At 42.0% G+C, this 18,104-nt stretch carries 16 protein-coding genes, 1 tRNA gene and 1 pseudogene; 9 read left to right on the top strand and 9 right to left on the bottom strand.

Annotated features, from left to right (window positions below; all coding sequences use genetic code 11):
* Positions 1-548: 548 nt before the first annotated feature.
* From groL to P2E05_RS17405, 3 genes are all read right to left on the bottom strand, one after another.
* The gene (groL, locus tag P2E05_RS17395) at positions 549-2,192 is read right to left on the bottom strand and encodes a chaperonin GroEL (protein WP_154624550.1); all 1,644 of its coding nucleotides are present in this window, start codon (positions 2,190-2,192) and stop codon (positions 549-551) included.
* A gap of 51 nt (positions 2,193-2,243) precedes the next feature.
* Entirely contained in the window at positions 2,244-2,537 is a 294-nt protein-coding gene (locus P2E05_RS17400; RefSeq protein WP_008914587.1) for a co-chaperone GroES, read from the bottom strand.
* A 164-nt stretch (positions 2,538-2,701) separates the two neighbouring features.
* Positions 2,702-3,214 (bottom strand): FxsA family protein, encoded by a 513-nt coding sequence (locus P2E05_RS17405; RefSeq protein WP_163863074.1) that lies wholly within the window; start codon positions 3,212-3,214, stop codon positions 2,702-2,704.
* A 531-nt stretch (positions 3,215-3,745) separates the two neighbouring features.
* On the opposite strand from P2E05_RS17405, the gene aspA reads away from it, so the two are divergent.
* A complete protein-coding gene (aspA, locus tag P2E05_RS17410) occupies positions 3,746-5,170 on the top strand; it encodes an aspartate ammonia-lyase (RefSeq protein ID WP_154624551.1) in 1,425 nt (474 codons plus the stop codon).
* 151 nt (positions 5,171-5,321) lie between these two features.
* The gene (locus P2E05_RS17415; RefSeq protein ID WP_154624552.1) at positions 5,322-6,644 is read left to right on the top strand and encodes an anaerobic C4-dicarboxylate transporter; all 1,323 of its coding nucleotides are present in this window, start codon (positions 5,322-5,324) and stop codon (positions 6,642-6,644) included.
* A gap of 138 nt (positions 6,645-6,782) precedes the next feature.
* Here P2E05_RS17415 and P2E05_RS17420 read toward each other — a convergent pair whose 3' ends face one another.
* Complete coding sequence (locus P2E05_RS17420; RefSeq protein ID WP_249999365.1) at positions 6,783-7,931, bottom strand: glycerate kinase; 1,149 nt, start codon at positions 7,929-7,931, stop codon at positions 6,783-6,785.
* A gap of 202 nt (positions 7,932-8,133) precedes the next feature.
* Between P2E05_RS17420 and dicD the strand changes: the two genes are divergently transcribed.
* From dicD to tnpC, 7 genes are all read left to right on the top strand, one after another.
* Positions 8,134-8,712: a division control transcriptional repressor DicD gene (gene dicD, locus P2E05_RS17425; RefSeq protein ID WP_154624554.1), complete on the top strand. Its 579-nt coding sequence runs from the start codon at positions 8,134-8,136 to the stop codon at positions 8,710-8,712.
* A gap of 126 nt (positions 8,713-8,838) precedes the next feature.
* Positions 8,839-8,914, top strand: a tRNA-Phe gene (locus P2E05_RS17430).
* A 195-nt stretch (positions 8,915-9,109) separates the two neighbouring features.
* Positions 9,110-10,375, top strand: coding sequence for a tyrosine-type recombinase/integrase (locus P2E05_RS17435; protein WP_276122924.1), 1,266 nt, complete (start codon positions 9,110-9,112; stop codon positions 10,373-10,375).
* A 409-nt stretch (positions 10,376-10,784) separates the two neighbouring features.
* A complete protein-coding gene (gene tnpA, locus P2E05_RS17440; protein WP_276122925.1) occupies positions 10,785-11,006 on the top strand; it encodes an IS66 family insertion sequence element accessory protein TnpA in 222 nt (73 codons plus the stop codon).
* Between the two features lie 69 nt (positions 11,007-11,075).
* On the top strand, positions 11,076-11,372 hold the full coding sequence (tnpA, locus tag P2E05_RS21775; RefSeq protein WP_272672724.1) for an IS66 family insertion sequence element accessory protein TnpA: 297 nt from the start codon (positions 11,076-11,078) through the stop codon (positions 11,370-11,372).
* Positions 11,373-11,413: 41 nt separating this feature from the next.
* Positions 11,414-11,713 carry an IS66 family insertion sequence element accessory protein TnpB gene (tnpB, locus tag P2E05_RS17450; protein ID WP_071547801.1) on the top strand — a complete coding sequence of 100 codons (300 nt, stop codon included), beginning with the start codon at positions 11,414-11,416 and terminating at the stop codon, positions 11,711-11,713.
* Between the two features lie 84 nt (positions 11,714-11,797).
* Positions 11,798-13,321 (top strand): IS66 family transposase, encoded by a 1,524-nt coding sequence (tnpC, locus tag P2E05_RS17455; protein ID WP_008914071.1) that lies wholly within the window; start codon positions 11,798-11,800, stop codon positions 13,319-13,321.
* Between the two features lie 278 nt (positions 13,322-13,599).
* Here the strand turns inward: tnpC and P2E05_RS17460 are convergent, their stop codons facing one another.
* The 5 genes and pseudogenes from P2E05_RS17460 to P2E05_RS17480 all read right to left on the bottom strand — a co-directional run bounded on the left by P2E05_RS17460 (position 13,600) and on the right by P2E05_RS17480 (position 18,090).
* Positions 13,600-13,734, bottom strand: a complete 135-nt coding sequence (locus P2E05_RS17460; protein WP_269750008.1) for a hypothetical protein — start codon at positions 13,732-13,734, stop codon at positions 13,600-13,602.
* Positions 13,735-14,118: 384 nt separating this feature from the next.
* Positions 14,119-14,692, bottom strand: a pseudogene (locus tag P2E05_RS17465) (IS1595 family transposase).
* A 69-nt stretch (positions 14,693-14,761) separates the two neighbouring features.
* Positions 14,762-14,956: a hypothetical protein gene (locus P2E05_RS17470; protein WP_210838882.1), complete on the bottom strand. Its 195-nt coding sequence runs from the start codon at positions 14,954-14,956 to the stop codon at positions 14,762-14,764.
* A gap of 23 nt (positions 14,957-14,979) precedes the next feature.
* Positions 14,980-16,002, bottom strand: coding sequence for a UDP-glucose 4-epimerase GalE (galE, locus tag P2E05_RS17475; RefSeq protein ID WP_249890711.1), 1,023 nt, complete (start codon positions 16,000-16,002; stop codon positions 14,980-14,982).
* 9 nt (positions 16,003-16,011) lie between these two features.
* Positions 16,012-18,090 carry a polysaccharide biosynthesis tyrosine autokinase gene (locus P2E05_RS17480; RefSeq protein WP_272685968.1) on the bottom strand — a complete coding sequence of 693 codons (2,079 nt, stop codon included), beginning with the start codon at positions 18,088-18,090 and terminating at the stop codon, positions 16,012-16,014.
* Between the last annotated feature and the right edge of the window lie 14 nt (positions 18,091-18,104).

Consider the following 18,104-nt stretch of genomic DNA (forward strand, 5'->3'; position numbering starts at 1 on the left):
TCTCACGATAAATCAGCACCCAAACATCGGGGAGTACATTGTCAGAGCGCTCTCACACCTCACCATTACTGGTGACGCGCTGCTCCTAGGCTACTGTTAGTTACACAACAGGTCTGGCTCTGTATCAGATGCAATACAGTCAGACAATCATCAGCACAGCTTCACACCGGTAGGTGCTGGCGTACATAAATTTGATAGAGACGATGTTAACCCCGTTACATCACAAGCTAGAAAAATCTGCCTTGTTTCAACGTGTATCTTTTGACGTTATAACAGTGATTAAGTGATAACAATATTGATAGTTCAAATGGTTATCGCATTAAAACGCTGTTACACATTATTTAGAGAGGAATACTGACTTTAAAGTCCGCAACCAGAAATTAGTTCTTCACCAAGTGAAGAGCCGATGTCCGGGAGAATTTAAAGCCCGGAACATCGGACATATCATTATTATGCTATTTCGGCGGGGAATAGTGAGTACAACTATCAGTTAGTACTCACTATGGACGTAGCCCGCTCGGCTAGCTACCTACGCGACTCTCGTCGCACTACATCATACCGCCCATTCCACCCATTCCGCCCATTCCAGCAGCACCTAAATCAGGGCCGTCTTCTTTAGGCATTTCAGTGATCATTGCTTCAGTCGTAATCATCAGACCCGCAATTGATGCAGCAAATTGCAGTGCAGAACGAGTAACTTTAGTTGGGTCCAAAATACCCATCTCAATCATGTCACCGTAAGTATCTGTTGCTGCGTTGTAACCTTCGTTACCTGTCGCTGCTTTAACCGTATTAACAACAACAGACGCTTCTTCACCTGCGTTAGTGACGATTTGACGCATTGGTGCTTCCATCGCGCGTAGTGCAACACGAATACCTACGTTTTGCTCTTCGTTATCACCTTTCAGTGAAGCCAATTTCGCAGCAACACGTACTAGTGCGGTACCACCACCAGCAACAACACCTTCTTCAACAGCAGCGCGAGTTGCATGCAGAGCATCGTCAACACGAGCACGTTTTTCTTTCATTTCAACTTCAGTTGCAGCACCGACTTTAATCACCGCAACACCGCCAGCTAATTTAGCGACACGCTCTTGCAGTTTTTCACGGTCATAATCAGAAGTTGATTCTTCGATTTGTTGGCGAATTTGAGCCACACGACCTGAAATAGCAGACTCATCACCGACACCATCAATAATAGTGGTAGTGTCTTTGTTGATAACGATACGTTTTGCTTGACCCAGATCTTCTAATGTTGCTTTCTCAAGCTCCATACCGATCTCTTCAGAGATAACAGTACCATTAGTTAGAATCGCGATATCTTGTAACATCGCTTTACGGCGATCACCAAAACCAGGTGCTTTAACCGCAGCAACTTTAACGATACCACGCATAGTGTTAACAACCAGAGTTGCCAGCGCTTCACCTTCAACATCTTCAGCGATGATCAGTAGCGGCTTGCTCGCTTTCGCAACACCTTCTAATACAGGTAGCAATTCACGGATGTTAGACACTTTTTTGTCAACTAACAGGATGAATGGGTTTTCCAGTTCAACAACACCGGTTTCTGGCTTATTGATGAAATAAGGAGACAGGTAACCACGGTCGAACTGCATACCTTCAACAACATCCAGCTCATCTTCCAGACCAGTACCTTCTTCAACCGTGATAACGCCTTCTTTACCGACTTTATCCATGGCTTCTGCAATCAGCTTACCAACAGTTTCATCTGAGTTTGCAGAGATAGTACCAACCTGCGCAATTGCTTTAGAGTCTGAACATGGAACAGACAGTGCTTTTAGCTCTTCAACCGCGGCAACAACTGCTTTATCGATACCACGTTTCAGATCCATTGGGTTCATACCCGCAGCAACGGCTTTTAGACCTTCAGTAACAATAGCTTGTGCCAGTACAGTCGCAGTAGTCGTACCGTCACCTGCTGCATCGTTAGCTTTAGATGCAACTTCTTTAACCATTTGTGCACCCATGTTTTCGAATTTATCTTCTAATTCGATTTCACGAGCAACTGAAACACCGTCTTTAGTGATAACCGGTGAACCAAATGATTTATCCAGAACCACGTTACGACCTTTTGGTCCTAAAGTGACTTTCACTGCATCTGCTAGAATATTCACACCACGAAGCATTTTTACGCGTGCGTCATTACCAAATTTAACGTCTTTAGCTGCCATTATTTCTTTCCTTTAAATTCTTTTCGTTAGTTGAGAAGATCTAAGTGAAAATTACGCTTCAACAATTGCGAGAATGTCACTCTCTGACATGATCAGCACTTCTTCGTTGTCGATTTTTTCAGCTTTCACGCCATAACCGTCGTTAAAAATAACGATGTCGCCGACTTTCACATCCAAAGCTTTAATTTCACCATTTTCAAGGATGCGACCGTTACCAACGGCGAGAACTTCACCACGCGTAGATTTACCTGCTGCTGTGCCAGTCAGAACGATGCCGCCAGCAGATTTAGATTCAACTTCTTTACGCTTGACGATAACACGGTCATGCAATGGACGAATTTTCATTAATAGTTCTCCTATAAATAAAGTCCACACTAGGTAAAAGGACGATACCAGTATGTCTAAATAAACCAGTACCATGTTTTTCCAGATTGGGGCGAGTTGGAGTGACTTCAAGGGGGGGAAGATAAAATTTTTTTGTTTTTACCTTCCCCGTATTAGAGGGATAACTACTTAGGACGGTTATCTTTTTCAGATTCGCTAGATTCTTCAGATTTATCGATCGTATAGGATGGATCATCCTGTTTACGTTGAAATTCTCCCTCAAATGTATCGCCTTGTTGGAATGGGTTATGACGCCCTGCACTAAAGCCATTTCCCGTCTGAGAAAAACGAATATGGGGGATCAAACGCATCACAAATAATTTTTGAACTGGTGGCAACAATAAAAGTAAGCCAATAAAATCAGTAAAGAAGCCTGGTACGATTAATAAAAAGCCAGCAAGTACCAGAGCAACACTTTTAATCATTTCTGCGGCAGGGCTTTCACCAGCTGCTATTTTTTGTTGAATTTGCATGACATTTTTCATTCCCTGATTTTTGACCAGCGAAATCCCTAAACAGGATGTCAATACAACCAAAATAAGTGTCGCCAACACACCAATCTCTGAGGCAACACGGACGAATATGACAGACTCAATATAAATGAGAAGGCATATAAATATGAGTGGTAACCAGCGCACAAGTTCTCCTTTGTTTCAATTCGCTTTATTCCCGCCATTCTTTAAATTGCATAGGAATTCACCTCGTTAGCATCTTGAGACATATCATTGACCTAGCTGTCTTCAAGGGGATTACAGGCTATCTACCTACAACTTAGAGTCTGTCAGGTATAAATGAGTTCTCGCCTCTTGGAAAACCTTTGTGAACTGTATCTAAGAGACAAACAACAACATTCGCTTTTTTACATAGTATAGACATAATGATGGAGGTCACTATAACGCTTTTCAACTCATGGAGATTTCTCATTTTTTTATTTTCATCTGTGAGCACTCTCACATATTTTGAAAACAGTTTCATAAATCAAACTATATAGTGATCTAGGTTCAAGGCAATGATTTAAGAACAGCATATCATCTACCTATAAATCAGTAGATCATCATGCTGATAACGGAGTAACAAGGGTTTAACACCTATAATATTTTGTTTCACGGTATATATATTTTTAAAAGCGCATAATAGACAGTAACTGTAATCTAATTAAGAAGGTTCTCATGTCAAACAATACTCGTATCGAAGAAGACCTGTTAGGTCAGAAAGAAGTCCCATCTGATGCCTATTACGGTGTTCATACTCTGCGTGCGATTGAAAACTTTTATATCAGCGACCGCACCATTAACGATGTGCCAGAATTTATTCGCGGCATGGTAATGGTTAAAAAAGCGGCAGCAATGGCGAACAAAGAACTTCATACTATCCCACGTAACATCGCTGATACCATCATCAAAGCTTGCGATGTTGTTCTGGATACTGGCAAATGCATGGATCAGTTCCCTGTTGATGTATTCCAAGGTGGTGCAGGTACATCACTGAACATGAATACTAACGAAGTCCTTGCCAACATCGGTCTTGAACTGATGGGTCATCAGAAAGGTGAATATGAATACCTAAATCCGAATGACCATTTAAATAAGAGCCAATCAACCAATGATGCATACCCAACAGGTTTCCGCATCGCGGTCTATAATTCAGTTATCAAATTGATTGACTCCGTTGAATACCTGAAAAAAGGCTTTGAGAAAAAAGCGGAAGAATTTAAAGACATTCTGAAAATGGGTCGTACCCAATTACAGGATGCTGTGCCAATGACCGTAGGACAAGAGTTCCACGCATTTGCAACTCTTTTAAAAGAAGAAGAGAAAAACCTGAAACGTAGCATTGAGTTACTGCTAGAAGTTAACTTAGGTGCTACTGCCATCGGTACAGGTTTAAATACCGCGCCAGGTTACCAAAAACTGGCTGTTGAAAAATTAGCTGAAGTGACTGGCTTACCATGTGTACCAGCAGAAGACCTGATTGAAGCGACTTCTGACTGTGGTGCATACATCACCGTTCACGCTGGCCTAAAACGCCTTGCGGTTAAGCTATCCAAAATCTGTAATGACTTACGTTTACTCTCTTCAGGTCCTCGCGCTGGTCTTAAAGAAATCAATCTGCCTGAACTGCAAGCAGGTTCTTCAATTATGCCAGCAAAAGTTAACCCAGTTATTCCTGAAGTTGTTAACCAAGCTTGCTTCAAAGTTATCGGTAACGATATCTGTGTTACAATGGCAGCTGAAGCGGGTCAGCTACAGTTAAACGTCATGGAACCAGCTATCGGTCAAGCAATGTTTGAATCCATTTCATTGATGAGCAATGCTTGCCGTAACTTAGTTGAAAAATGCGTCAACGGTATCACAGTCAACAAAGAAATCTGTGAAGCGTTCGTCTTTAATTCTATCGGTATCGTCACTTATCTGAACCCATTCATTGGCCACCATAATGGTGACATCGTAGGTAAGATCTGTGCAGAAACAGGTAAGAGTGTCCGCGAGGTCGTTCTGGAGCGTGGCTTACTGACCGAAGAGCAGTTGGATGATATCTTCTCTGTTGAGAACCTAAAACATCCAGCTTATAAAGCGAAAAGATTTGATGACTAATCATTTATGTTAACCATAAATAATACTTAAAAATCAAGGCACGCCTCTCCTTCGGAAAGCGTGCCTTTTTAGTTTTATGCACACACAAAAAATTAACACTACAGTTTCATATTTTTAATTTTAATTTTAATTTTGTCGAGGAGTAAACACTATGCTAGCCGTAGAATTTATTATTGTTCTGCTGGCCATATTTCTGGGGGCCCGTCTTGGTGGGATAGGTATCGGTTTTGCCGGTGGCCTAGGTGTCTTGGTACTCGCTGCAATTGGCGTGAAACCAGGCACCATTCCATTTGACGTTATCTCCATTATCATGGCCGTAATCGCAGCTATTTCAGCAATGCAAATTGCTGGTGGCCTTGATTACTTAGTTGCTCAAACAGAAAAACTACTGCGCCGTAATCCTAAATACATCACCATCCTTGCGCCAATCGTGACCTATTTCCTAACCCTATTTGCGGGGACAGGTAATATCTCTTTAGCAACTTTGCCCGTTATTGCTGAAGTCGCAAAAGAGCAAGGCGTAAAACCTTGTCGTCCACTTTCAACTGCCGTTGTGGCTGCTCAAATCGGTATTACCGCTTCACCTATTTCTGCGGCTGTTGTGTATATGGCTTCCGTTATGGAAAACCCAGCGATGGTTGGTGCTGGTAACACCGTTAGCTATATCACACTATTAGGTATCCTGTTACCATCGACTTTCCTTGCTATCATCCTAATGTCTTTCATTATCTCTTGGACATTCAACTCTAAACTATCGGATGACCCTATTTACCAGAAACGTTTGGCTGAAGGCCTCGTTGAGCTGCGTGGTAGCCAAGTTAAAGATATCAAAGCAGGTGCAAAATCATCGGTTCTGTTGTTCTTACTGGGCGTTGTGGGTGTGGTCATTTATGCCATCATCAACAGCCCAAGCTTAGGTATCGTCAAGACACCATTGATGAACACCACCAATGCTATTCTGATCATTATGCTGAGTGTGGCAACCCTAATCACTATTCTCTGCCGTGTGAGTACTGACTCTATCCTTAACTCAAGCACCTTTAAAGCAGGTATGAGTGCCTGTATCTGTATTCTGGGTGTTGCTTGGTTAGGTGATACTTTCGTACAACATAATATTGATTGGATTAAAGCAACTGCTGGCGACTTAATTCATGAGCATTCTTGGATGCTAGCTGTGATCTTCTTCTTCTGTTCAGCACTGCTGTATTCACAAGCTGCGACAGCAAAAGCGTTAATGCCAATGGCGTTAGCATTACATGTTAGCCCATTGACGGCTATCGCATCATTCTCTGCGGTATCTGGCTTATTCATTCTGCCAACTTACCCAACGCTCGTTGCTGCGGTACAAATGGATGATACAGGGACAACACGCATCGGTCGTTTTGTCTTTAACCACCCATTCTTCATTCCAGGCACGATTGCCGTCATCTTAGCCGTCACCTTCGGTTTCCTATTTGGCGGTATGATGTTGTAGTCATTTAATCTTTAAAATAAAACCCCCAAACGTTGTTATCCAACGCTTGGGGGTTATTTATTTTCGCTTATCAAAATCAATCACTATAGCGAAACACATCGAACACCCATTAAAATGCCTCAAGCAAGGTCAGTCATATTATCTATTCTTTAACTGTTGCCCTAACTGTAAGACTTTCGCGACGTTATAGGCAGCTTGTTGCAAGTTAGCCGCCCCTTCAGATAAGGCCTCTTCGAGTGAACATAAGCGGGGGACAATACTAAAAAAGGCATCAATACCTTCTTGATGTAATGCTTCAACACCTTTCCCTAAAACACCACTCAACGCAATCACCGGAACCTGGTGTTTAGCCGCTACTTTAGCAATACCAATTGGTGCTTTGCCGCCAGCCGTTTGTCCATCCATACTCCCTTCACCAACGATCACTAGGTCGGTATCAATCATTTCTTTTTCTAAATTGACCGCTTGAACGACAATCTCTATCCCAGGTTTTAAATTAGCCTTCATAAACGCGGCAGCAGCAACAGATATTCCGCCCGCCGCACCGCCTCCCGCCAAATGACGATAATCGATGCCTACCGTGCTCTCTATCACATCCGCCAGTTGATTAAGACCTTGTTCAAGCGTCACTACCATCTCTGCGGTAGCACCTTTCTGAGGGCCAAATATTGCTGCTGCACCGCGCACACCAACTAACGGGTTATCCACATCACATGCCACTTCGATATCACAGTCTTTTAATCGCGGGTCTAGGCCTGATACATCGATGTAAGCGATCTTATTTAATATTTCACCACCCAGTCCAAGCTGTTGGTTTTGTGCATCATAAAAGAGAGCGCCTAACGCTTGCAGCATACCGACGCCGCCATCGACAGTCGCACTCCCCCCAATCCCCAAAATAATCTGTGTTACGCCTTTATCTAAAGCATCTTTAATCAACTGGCCAGTACCAAAACTACTTGCCAGCATCGGGTTACGTTGTTTAGGAGCAACTAGCATTAATCCACTTGCAGCAGCCATTTCAATAACGGCGGTTTTTCCTTGATGAAGTAAGCCATAAGTCGCCATCACGGGTTTATTCAATGGCCCTGAGACTTCAAGCGTCACATGCTCTCCTCCGATTGCGGCGATCAACGCATCAACAGTACCTTCCCCCCCATCGGCAATCGGTAAACAGAGATAAGTCGCATCCGGAAAGATAGCGTGAAATCCTTGCTTCACGGCATGAGCAGCAACTTCTGCACTGATACTTTCCTTAAATGAATCAGGTGCGATGATAATTTTCATAATAGAGAACCCTGTGAAAAACTGAGCCGATTTTCTAATTATATCATGTTGATATCTACCCTACTGCAAATTGCTATCGCCACTTGAATAGTGTGGGTTCACAGAATAGAGTCACTGTTGTGCATAAAGCAAACTGCTATAAATACATAATGAACATTGCTATGATGCTAGGTAGTAGAACAATATTGTGACGGAGCTAACAATGTCAGTACAGCGCGAAGAAATTTTGAGTCATGCTCTTAACCAGTTAGAAAAAAAAGGTCTATCCGCATCCACCGAGCATCTCCTCCATGAGATTGCGCCTGATTTTAGCGTGATCCGCCAATTTTGGCCTGACGATGAAGCTTTGGTGTACGATTGCTTACGCTACCATGGACAACAAATTGAAATTTGGCAGCGTCAAACACGATTAGATGACTCTCTCAATCCTCAGCAGAAATTATCTGCTCGTTATCAACAACTCTATCAGCGCGTCAGTGAAGGACGCTTTCCGGGTTGTCTATTTGTTTCGGCTTGCAACCACTACCCCGATCCACAACATCCTATTCACCAATTAAGTCGTATACAAAAAGATAACTCTTTCCTGTATACCAAAGAGTTGTTGGATGAGCTAGACATCGAAGATTCCGAACTGGTCGCTAATCAAATGGAGTTAGTTTTAGAAGGTTGCCTAAATCGCCTATTGATTCAACGAGACATTAAGGATGTTGAAATCGCTCAACACCTGTCAGAAGATATTTTAGCGATTGCGTTATGCCGAAAAAAAGGCGCTCTAAGCTAAAAAAAGTACGATCGCGCGTTAAACCGTCACTTTTTGCTGAAAAAGAAAACACTCAGTTAAAAATTACGTTTTTTTAGAAAAAACTCGTTGACGCAAACCGCCTAATACGGTTTAATGCGCCCCGTTGCCCGGATAGCTCAGTCGGTAGAGCAGGGGATTGAAAATCCCCGTGTCCTTGGTTCGATTCCGAGTCCGGGCACCACCTTATTATCAACAGACGTCAACCGACGTCTGTTTTTGTTTGTAAAGCCCGCTAAAATCAACACTCTCCCAAAGTTTCAACTCCACTGAATTCTACTCGATTCTACCCACATCAACCCCATTGCGTGGGTACAATTGCGGGTATACACTAGTTCGATAGAATTTTGTACCCACTTTATCTCTCAGGAAGCTCACTATGGCACTGACTGACGCTAAAATTCGGGCGGCGAAACCCGATGTGAAATCCTATAAATTAACCGATGGTGCAGGTCTACACTTATTGGTTCACACTAATGGTTCTAAGTACTGGCGATTACGCTACCGCCACTTAGGTAAAGAGAAAACCTTAGCATTGGGTTTATACCCTGATGTCTCTTTATCAGAGGCGCGTTTAAAACGTGATGAAGCAAGAAAATTGATTGCTGACGGTATTGACCCGTGCGAACAAAAACGTGTGGCTAAAGCAGCTTCTGATGCTAACCTCTCTTTTGAAACCATCGCAAGACAATGGCATGCCAGCAATAAAAAATGGTCTGAATCACACAGTGAAAAGGTTTTAAAGAGTTTGGAGTCGCATGTCTTTCCTTATATTGGATTACGCGATATCACTACCCTCAAAACCCCTGACCTGCTTATTCCTATCCGTGCAGCAGAAAGTAAAGAGATTTATGAGATCGCTGCGCGTTTACAGCAACGTATCGCTGCTGTTATGCGTTATGCGGTGCAATCCGGTATTATTGGTTATAACCCTGCTATTGATACCGCAGGGGCTGTAACGACGGTACAACGCCAACATCGTCCAGCTCTTAACCTTGACCGCCTACCTGAACTCATTGCCCGTATCGATGCTTATAAAGGGCAGCCCGTCACTCGCCTAGCTGTGATGTTAAATTTATTAGTGTTTATTAGGTCAAGCGAACTTCGCTATGCGCGTTGGTCTGAAATTGACTTCGATAAAGCCTTATGGACTATTCCTGCTCAGCGAAAGCCTATACCCGGCGTTAAATTCTCACACAGAGGCGCTAAAATGCGCACTCCGCATTTAGTTCCCCTTAGCCACCAAGCCATCACTATACTGAAAGAAATTTGGGCATGGACGGGTGAACATGAATTGATCCTAACGGGCGCTCATAATCCCTTTAAACCCATGAGTGAAAATACAGTCAATAAAGCCTTACGCGTCATGGGCTATGATACGAAGACTGAAATTTGTGGACACGGTTTTAGAACGATGGCGTGCAGTTCATTAGTTGAATCAGGTTTATGGTCTAAGGACGCCGTAGAACGTCAGATGAGCCACCAAGAACGTAACTCAGTGAGGGCTGCTTATATTCATAAGGCAGAACATATTGATGAACGTCGATTAATGGTGCAATGGTGGGCTGATTATTTGGATGCTAATCGGGAACAAACTATTTCGCCATTCGACTTTGCAAAGTTGAATAATCCAATGAGTCACTAAAACTTTAGCCATGTCATATAGGAGATCCATTTTCAATACGAGGAGTTCGAATACTACGGTAGTATGCCGACTATATCGATTCATTGAGAAATGGTGGCAATATTGTTCATGGGAATTTTCATCGTCAAAACGCATGATAACTAACCACGATTTATCGTAATACATCTCATTCAATAAAAAAACTTTATCACTGAAAGCCTCTGTCCTCACGGACAGGGGCTTTTTTGCTTTTAAATCAACCTAAAAGGAAATTATCATGGAAAATTACATTCGTTGCCCGGCCTGCGATTCAACTCGCATTCGTGAACGTCATATCGGGAAAAAGACCGGAGCTGTGTAAGCGGTTAATGAACCACACATACTAAACAAACTCGTCATTTGCCATAGTAGCTTTTTCATTGGAGGGACTATGGGACAACAAAGTAAACGAGAATACTGGGCTGCAATTCTAGAGCAGCAACGACAAAGTAATTTAGGCATTAAGCAGTTTTGCTCGGAGCAAAACATAAGCTATCAGACTTTTCACTATTGGTCGAAAAAGCTCACGCAATCCGAGCCTGAAACCAGGGTTCAACCTATCGTGGTGACAGAGCCTACCGTGAGCACAAGTTGTGTTGTGTTAATTCTGTAAGCGGTTAATGAACCACACATACTAAACAAACTCGTCATTTGCCATAGTAGCTTTTTCATTGGAGGGACTATGGGACAACAAAGTAAACGAGAATACTGGGCTGCAATTCTAGAGCAGCAACGACAAAGTAATTTAGGCATTAAGCAGTTTTGCTCGGAGCAAAACATAAGCTATCAGACTTTTCACTATTGGTCGAAAAAGCTCACGCAATCCGAGCCTGAAACCAGGGTTCAACCTATCGTGGTGACAGAGCCTACCGTGAGCACAAGTTGTGTTGTGTTAATTCTCAATAATGGCATTCGAGCAGAACTGCCGGCAACGCTTAGCTCGCAACAAATTAAGACTTGGTTTGAAGCGCTACAATGATACCAACAGGTAAGGTTTTCCTCATCTCTGGAGTCACGGACATGCGTAAGTCCATTGATGGACTATCGTTGATTGTCGCGGAGACTCTTGAGATGGATCCGTTTAGTGAGTCTTGGTTCATTTTCTGCAATCGTACCCGAGATAAATTGAAAATCTTGTTTTGGGATACTAATGGCTTCTGGCTGTACTATCGTCGCTTAGAAAAAGGGACCTTCAAGTGGCCAAGACCCAGTGAGGACGGAGCCATTCATATTACTAAGCAACAACTGGGTTGGCTTCTTTCGGGGTTAACGCTCGAACATGCCAAAGCTCATCGTCCACTTCATAATCTAGAAGTGTGACCGCTGATACTGATCGTCACGTTGGGCTTGAACGATCCTTTTTTGCTGTCATACTTAAGTCATTGAGATGACCAGAGCCCAGACATGACCGACCTCCCTGATGATATCGACCAGCTAAAAGCTATGCTGCTTGAGCTTCACCAACAGAACGAAGCAAAAGATAAACTCCTTGCGGCAAAGCAAGAGGAGGTTGCCGAGCTCAAAACCAAAATTGAGTTGTTGATTGAACAGCTCAATTTAAGTAAGTCAAAGCGCTTCTCATCACAAAGTGAAAAAATACCCAAAGGTACCTTTAACGAAGCGGAGCAACAAAAGAGTACGGCTAAATCCGACGACGACAAGAAAAAAACAGGCCGTAAGCCTTTTCCAAAAGAGCTCGAGCGTGAAGTTCATAAACATGAACTCAATGCCCCTTATTGCGACTGCTGCGACGAGCCTTTACATCAATGTGGTGTTGAAACTTCTGAAGAGCTGAAAATCATCCCACAGAAGGTTAGTGTTATACGTCACGAGCGAACCAAGTACGCTTGCCGGCAGTGTGAAAAAACACAGACTGAAACAAAGATTATCACAGCCCCAAAACCCGCAAGTATGATCCCTAAAAGCCTAGGGAGTGCAGATGCATTCGCCGCTGTAGTCACAGCAAAATACGTTGATGCTCTGCCACTCTATCGCCAAGTGGATATTCTCAATCGCTCTGGTATAGATATTAGCCGCGCTACACTGGCCAACTGGTGCGTTCAGTTAGGAAGCAAAGTGCAAGTCATTATTGATGCAATGAAAAGTGAGTTATTGAAAGAAAAGCTCATCTGCGCGGACGAAACCACTGTTCAAGTATTACGTGAAGAAGATAAGAAAGCACAATCTAAGTCATATATGTGGGTCTATCGTAGCGGTGAGTTCGTCAATAACCCAGTGGTTATCTACGACTATCAAGCCAGCCGCAGAGCAGAGTGCGTACAAGACTTTTTAGGTGGTTACTCTGGTTACTTGCTATCGGATGGCTACAGTGCATACGACAAACTTGAGGACGTGACTCAAGCTGCTTGCATGGCGCATGTACGCAGAAAGTTCACTGATGCTCAAAAAGCTTCACCATCAAAAAAAGCGGGCAAGCCAGAAAAAGCACTGAACTTTATTAGCAAACTATACGGTCTTGAAAAGAAAGCCAAAGGGCTTGACGCAAAATCTCGACACCAACTACGACAAGAAGAAGCCAAACCTATTTTAGATGAGTTCAAGCAATGGCTTGACAGTCAAAACGTTCTCCCTAAAGGATTACTTGGCAAAGCCATCACTTATACGCAAAACCAGTGGCCTAAGCTGCTTACCTACCTTGAAGACGGCGATATAAGTATCGACAACAATGTGACCGAACGAGATATAAGGCCGTTCACGACAGGTCGCAAAAATTGGATGTTCTCAACTTCGGTAGGCGGAGCAAAGGCGAGTGCAAACTTGTATAGCCTCGTGATGACTTGCCGCGCTAATGACATGAACCCTTATTATTACTTCCAACACCTGTTTACCGAGTTACCAAAACGAAGTCCGAAAGATGATGTGTCGGATCTCATGCCATGGAACGTAGAAATCAGTGAGGTTGAGTAAAGCTTTACTGGTTCATTAAGCGCTTACGATTTTTCACAGTGGAGGATATGTTTATCATACGAGTGGGTAGATAGGACAACAACATGAGAGTCAAACCGCTTTCATCCCTTAAGGCGGGAAATAAAGAATGTCGTGGTACCCCAATGATATCCATAAGCTAGAGTACCAATCAAACTAAACTCTATTTTAAGCCATCTTCACGGATATCCGTAAAGATGGCTATTATGGTATTCTTTTTTTATTTAATTCAAACCATTAAATGGATATTTATCTTACTGTTATGACAAATGCACTAGTAGAAGCAAGATAGCCACATATTGGCTTTCAACATAACACCCTTCAAGTATGCCACCATCCGTTGATGTTGCATCACCTTTCTGGATCACTTTATGATTAACGATTGTGCAACACATAATATTTTCTTACGATTAATCATCTAGTTTGCCTTCCACGTACTAGATGCCAAAGCGTGGTGCATTCTGGGTTATTGTTCACATCAGAAGCAATAGTCCTCGTTGAAAATACGCCTCTTTTAAGCGCTCTTTTTCAATGTTGTAATAACCTGCCACCAAAGCTGGCTCATCTGCAACTATTGGCGTGATTTTTAAAAGGGCGCTATCTAAACGAAAGTACCAAGCTTTGGTCGCGAGAATATCGAAATGACCGTAGCCTCGGCTATGTAAACTGTCAATTGGTGACTATTCATTATAGTGTGGATTTAAGTGCCGAATTTCAGTAAAGCTTCGTTAAGATTTGGGACTGTCCTAGATAAGGTTTAAATTTTATTTTTAATTATTTTAGCATGGTCCATTGGTGTTTGTGTTAAAACGGCACTCGCATTCCTTCTGACACAGCTCAAAATGTGCCTTCGGGATGCCGTTAAATTTATGCATATAGAACTTCGCTTCGTTCCAAAAATTTTCGATACCATTTATCTGATTTTTGTGGTCTTTTTTATCTACAAACTGGGTACTGTGATTAATCCTGTAATACTTCAAATCACTCACATCCAGTACTTTATAACTGGCAAAATTGTCTTTGTAGACGATGCTGTCAGGGTAAATTATTGACTCAATTATCGGTAGCAATGTGTGAGATTTGGCATCTGGTATAATCTTAGTATAAACCTTGTCACTACACTTCAATAGCTGGAATACAGTCACTTTACCGACTGTGCCTCTACCTAAAGAACCTTTACGGCTTCCACCAAAATAACTTTCGTCGATTTATATCTCTCCATCAAACCAAGAATGCTTATCAACGTGCTCAGCGATTAGCACTCTGAGGCGATGGGAACAATAAGTCGCGGTGTTGGACACCAACTAATTCGGCAGCAATACTAGCTGTAGAGCCTGTAACGAACAGCTCAATTAACCATTCCTATTTGTACTGACTGAGTCTGCTTTTTCTCGTAGAACTATCCTAGATGATCTTAATTATCTAGGACTGTCCCCCTTTATTTTTATCTTCAAAGTGTTGTTTAAAAACCAAAACCTCACTCATTTTTACCTTACCATGCCTATTTCTTTTCGGTAACGGTAATCCTTCTAATTCGCATGTGGTTCTATATAACATAGCTAAATACTCTGCCTTAACGCCAATATATAAAGCAAAAGAATCTATATCAATATTCATATCTTAACCTAAATCAAATAAATCTATTTATAGCCATTAGGATTCTGCGATTGCCAGCGCCAGCTATCATTAACCATATCTTGTACTGAATATTGAGCTTTCCATCCCAAATCGTTAAATGCTTTTTTAGGGCTAGACCAACATTCAGCGATATCACCAGGGCGGCGCTCAACAATTTTATACGGGATAGATTTACCTGATGCTTTTTCAAAAGCAGCAATCATCTCTAATACACTCGTTCCTTTACCCGTACCTAGATTATAGATATGTAGGCCTGCTTGATGGCTGACATGGTTTAATGCTGCAATATGACCGCTAGCTAAATCCATAACATGGATATAATCACGTACGCCAGTACCATCTGGAGTTGGGTAATCAGAGCCAAATACCATCACTTCTTTATGACGACCAACAGCAACTTGAGCAATATAAGGGGTCAAATTATTTGGAATACCTTGAGGGTCTTCCCCCATTAAACCTGAAGTATGAGCTCCGACAGGGTTAAAATAACGTAATAAAGTCAGTGACCATTCATCATGCGCAATATGTAAATCGGTAAGAATGCGTTCAACCATATATTTGCTAGTACCATATGGGTTGGTTGTACCACCTACTTTCGATTCTTCAGTTAACGGTACTTCTTCAGGATCACCATACACCGTCGCGGAAGAACTAAAAATGAGGCTTTTTACACCCGATTTTTGCATTGATGTGATTAAAACCAAAGTACCATTAACATTATTGTCATAGTACTCAATCGGTTTTTGAACTGACTCACCCACTGCTTTTAGCCCTGCAAAGTGAATCACCGATGCAATTTTATGTTCAGCAAAAATGGTATCTAAAATTTTGCTATCACGTACATCACCGACGTAGAAAATAGGTTTAGTGCCAGTAATGGTTTCAATGCGATTTAGTACTTCAAGATTAGCATTGCAGAGATTATCTAAAATAATTGGCTGCATGCCTTGTTCGATCATCTGTACACAGGTATGGCTACCAATGTAGCCAAGACCACCAGTGACTAATACTTTTGCGTTTTTCATTGTACTTTCCTAGTACTCATAAACATAATTATAATCGTCTGACTTGGCATCGATACCATTTAAGATCACACCCGTAATTTCGATATCGTTTTGCTTAAAGCGTTTGAGCGATAGCTCAATATCTTTCACCGTGTTCACACCATAATAGGCGATAAGCAATGAGGTCCCAACGTACTTACCAATAATAGCTGAGTCAGTGATTGCCAGTATTGGCGCAGTATCAATCACGACGATATCGTATTGACCTTTCACCGTATCAAGTAAACGTTTAAAGCGCTCGCTCATCAGCAATTCAGAAGAGTGAGTGACATTCTTACCCCGACAAATCACGTCGAGGTTTTCAATCACACTGTTATGAATATTTGGCTGGCTAGTATCTGATTGTGAGAGATAATCGGATAGACCTAATTTATTGCTTAATCCAAAGGCTTTATGGATACGGCCTTTACGTAAGTCAGTATCGATTAACAATACTTTTTTGCCTGCATTTGCTAATACCACCGCCATATTGGAGGTAACAAAGCTCTTACCTACACCCGGTGAAGCACTGGTGACCATAACCAGATTATTACCTTGGTTCATTACCGAGAAGTAAACACTAGTACGCAAAGAACGAATGGCTTCAACCGCCGTATCGGCAGGGTTTTCTAGTGCGAGTGGATGTTTATTACCTTCTGCAATCAATTTCTTCTCATGGGTAGAGAAAGGAATAGTGGCATAGACGTTGATGCCCAGTGCATCAATATCCTCAGTGCCTTTAATTTTATTATTAAAGAACTCACGAGCAATCACATATGCACAACCCACAATAAAGCCCAGTATTGCAGCTAATACTAAGATTAATGCTTTCTTAGGTGCTACGGCATTCGGTTGAGACTCAGCAGAGTCAATAATACGCACATCAGCGGTGATCCCTGAGTTTAATACACTCAGTTCCTGCTGTTTTGCCACTAATTGATTGTAAATAGCTTGCTCAGACTCTACATCACGGGTTAAACGAACAATTTGTTGTTGAGTATTCGGCAGTTTTTGAATCGCTTTACTGATTTTCTCTTTCTCACGTAACAGCTGCTGGCGCTTATCAAGCAGTGATTGGTAAGCTGGGTGGTTACGTGTATATAATTGCTGAATTTCAACTTCTTTAAAAGTGAGTTCATTTAACTTTTCTTCGACTTGCAAAGCACTATCAAGGGCAGATTTGGCTTCTAATGATAAGTCGATAGATTCATTCTTTTTACGGAAAGTGTTTAACTGATTTTCATAGTTATCCAGCTTGGTTTTAATCTTAGGCAGATACTCATCTAAGAATAACAACGTATTATTAGTGACTTCTTTTTTACGCTCGATATTTTGGTCGACGTAATTTTGAATAATGCTGTTTAAGATTTGCACGTTTTCGGTTTTATCGGCACCTTTAATGGCCATATTGATAATACCGGTTCCTTTACCCACTTCTGCAATAGTTAAAGTGTTACGTAGGTTTTCAATGGTTGAATAACGCGCATTTTTGACTAAGGTAAATTCTTGGCCAACCTCTGCAACTAAGGATGAAATCAATAAACTAATATCGTCTTGTTTTAAGAGAATACCAACGGTGCCTTCAAGAACTTGACCTTCAATATTGAGAGAATATTTGTTATCACCCAAATAGGTCAAAGTCGCAGGCTTTCCAATAAAGTCTTCAGGAACTAAATAGAGAGCCACGACAGCATCAGTTTTATCACCCCACAGCTTATCAAAAAAGCCTGCCGGTGCGATTTGAGTATCTAAATTCAGGTTAGTCACGGTTTTGCCCAGCACCATTCGTGACTTAATGACTTCAATTTCGGAATCGACTTGGCCATTGCTATTAGACAAAGGCATCATTTCACTCATTTGGTCAACAAGAGAAACTTGGCTGGCTTTGTCATATTGCAGTGTCGCATTAGCTTGATAGATAGGGGTAGCTAAAAAACTGTAAGCTGCTGCAAGCAAAATAAAAAACAGAGTAAAAAAGCCGATTTTAAGATAACTGGACTTTAATACTTTAAAAAGCGCCAGCAGATCGATCTCGTCCGAGGCAGGGGAGCTATTTTTTGTCGTGTTCATAATCAGTTAAATGC

The sequence above is a fragment of the Providencia stuartii genome, from assembly GCF_029277985.1.
Classification (GTDB): domain Bacteria; phylum Pseudomonadota; class Gammaproteobacteria; order Enterobacterales; family Enterobacteriaceae; genus Providencia; species Providencia zhejiangensis.

Excerpts from the sequence above, each read along its gene's own strand:
- galE (WP_249890711.1), bottom strand. The coding sequence starts at position 16,002 with ATGAAAAACGCAAAAGTATTAGTCACTGGTGGTCTTGGCTACATTGGT.
- P2E05_RS17435 (WP_276122924.1), top strand. The coding sequence starts at position 9,110 with ATGGCACTGACTGACGCTAAAATTCGGGCGGCGAAACCCGATGTGAAA.
- groL (WP_154624550.1), bottom strand. The coding sequence starts at position 2,192 with ATGGCAGCTAAAGACGTTAAATTTGGTAATGACGCACGCGTAAAAATG.
- P2E05_RS17480 (WP_272685968.1), bottom strand. The coding sequence starts at position 18,090 with ATGAACACGACAAAAAATAGCTCCCCTGCCTCGGACGAGATCGATCTG.
- P2E05_RS17460 (WP_269750008.1), bottom strand. The coding sequence starts at position 13,734 with ATGTGTTGCACAATCGTTAATCATAAAGTGATCCAGAAAGGTGATGCA.
- tnpB (WP_071547801.1), top strand. The coding sequence starts at position 11,414 with ATGCGTAAGTCCATTGATGGACTATCGTTGATTGTCGCGGAGACTCTT.
- P2E05_RS17470 (WP_210838882.1), bottom strand. The coding sequence starts at position 14,956 with ATGAATATTGATATAGATTCTTTTGCTTTATATATTGGCGTTAAGGCA.
- tnpA (WP_276122925.1), top strand. The coding sequence starts at position 10,785 with ATGGGACAACAAAGTAAACGAGAATACTGGGCTGCAATTCTAGAGCAG.
- P2E05_RS17415 (WP_154624552.1), top strand. The coding sequence starts at position 5,322 with ATGCTAGCCGTAGAATTTATTATTGTTCTGCTGGCCATATTTCTGGGG.
- P2E05_RS17400 (WP_008914587.1), bottom strand. The coding sequence starts at position 2,537 with ATGAAAATTCGTCCATTGCATGACCGTGTTATCGTCAAGCGTAAAGAA.
- aspA (WP_154624551.1), top strand. The coding sequence starts at position 3,746 with ATGTCAAACAATACTCGTATCGAAGAAGACCTGTTAGGTCAGAAAGAA.
- P2E05_RS17420 (WP_249999365.1), bottom strand. The coding sequence starts at position 7,931 with ATGAAAATTATCATCGCACCTGATTCATTTAAGGAAAGTATCAGTGCA.
- dicD (WP_154624554.1), top strand. The coding sequence starts at position 8,134 with ATGTCAGTACAGCGCGAAGAAATTTTGAGTCATGCTCTTAACCAGTTA.
- tnpC (WP_008914071.1), top strand. The coding sequence starts at position 11,798 with ATGACCGACCTCCCTGATGATATCGACCAGCTAAAAGCTATGCTGCTT.
- tnpA (WP_272672724.1), top strand. The coding sequence starts at position 11,076 with ATGGGACAACAAAGTAAACGAGAATACTGGGCTGCAATTCTAGAGCAG.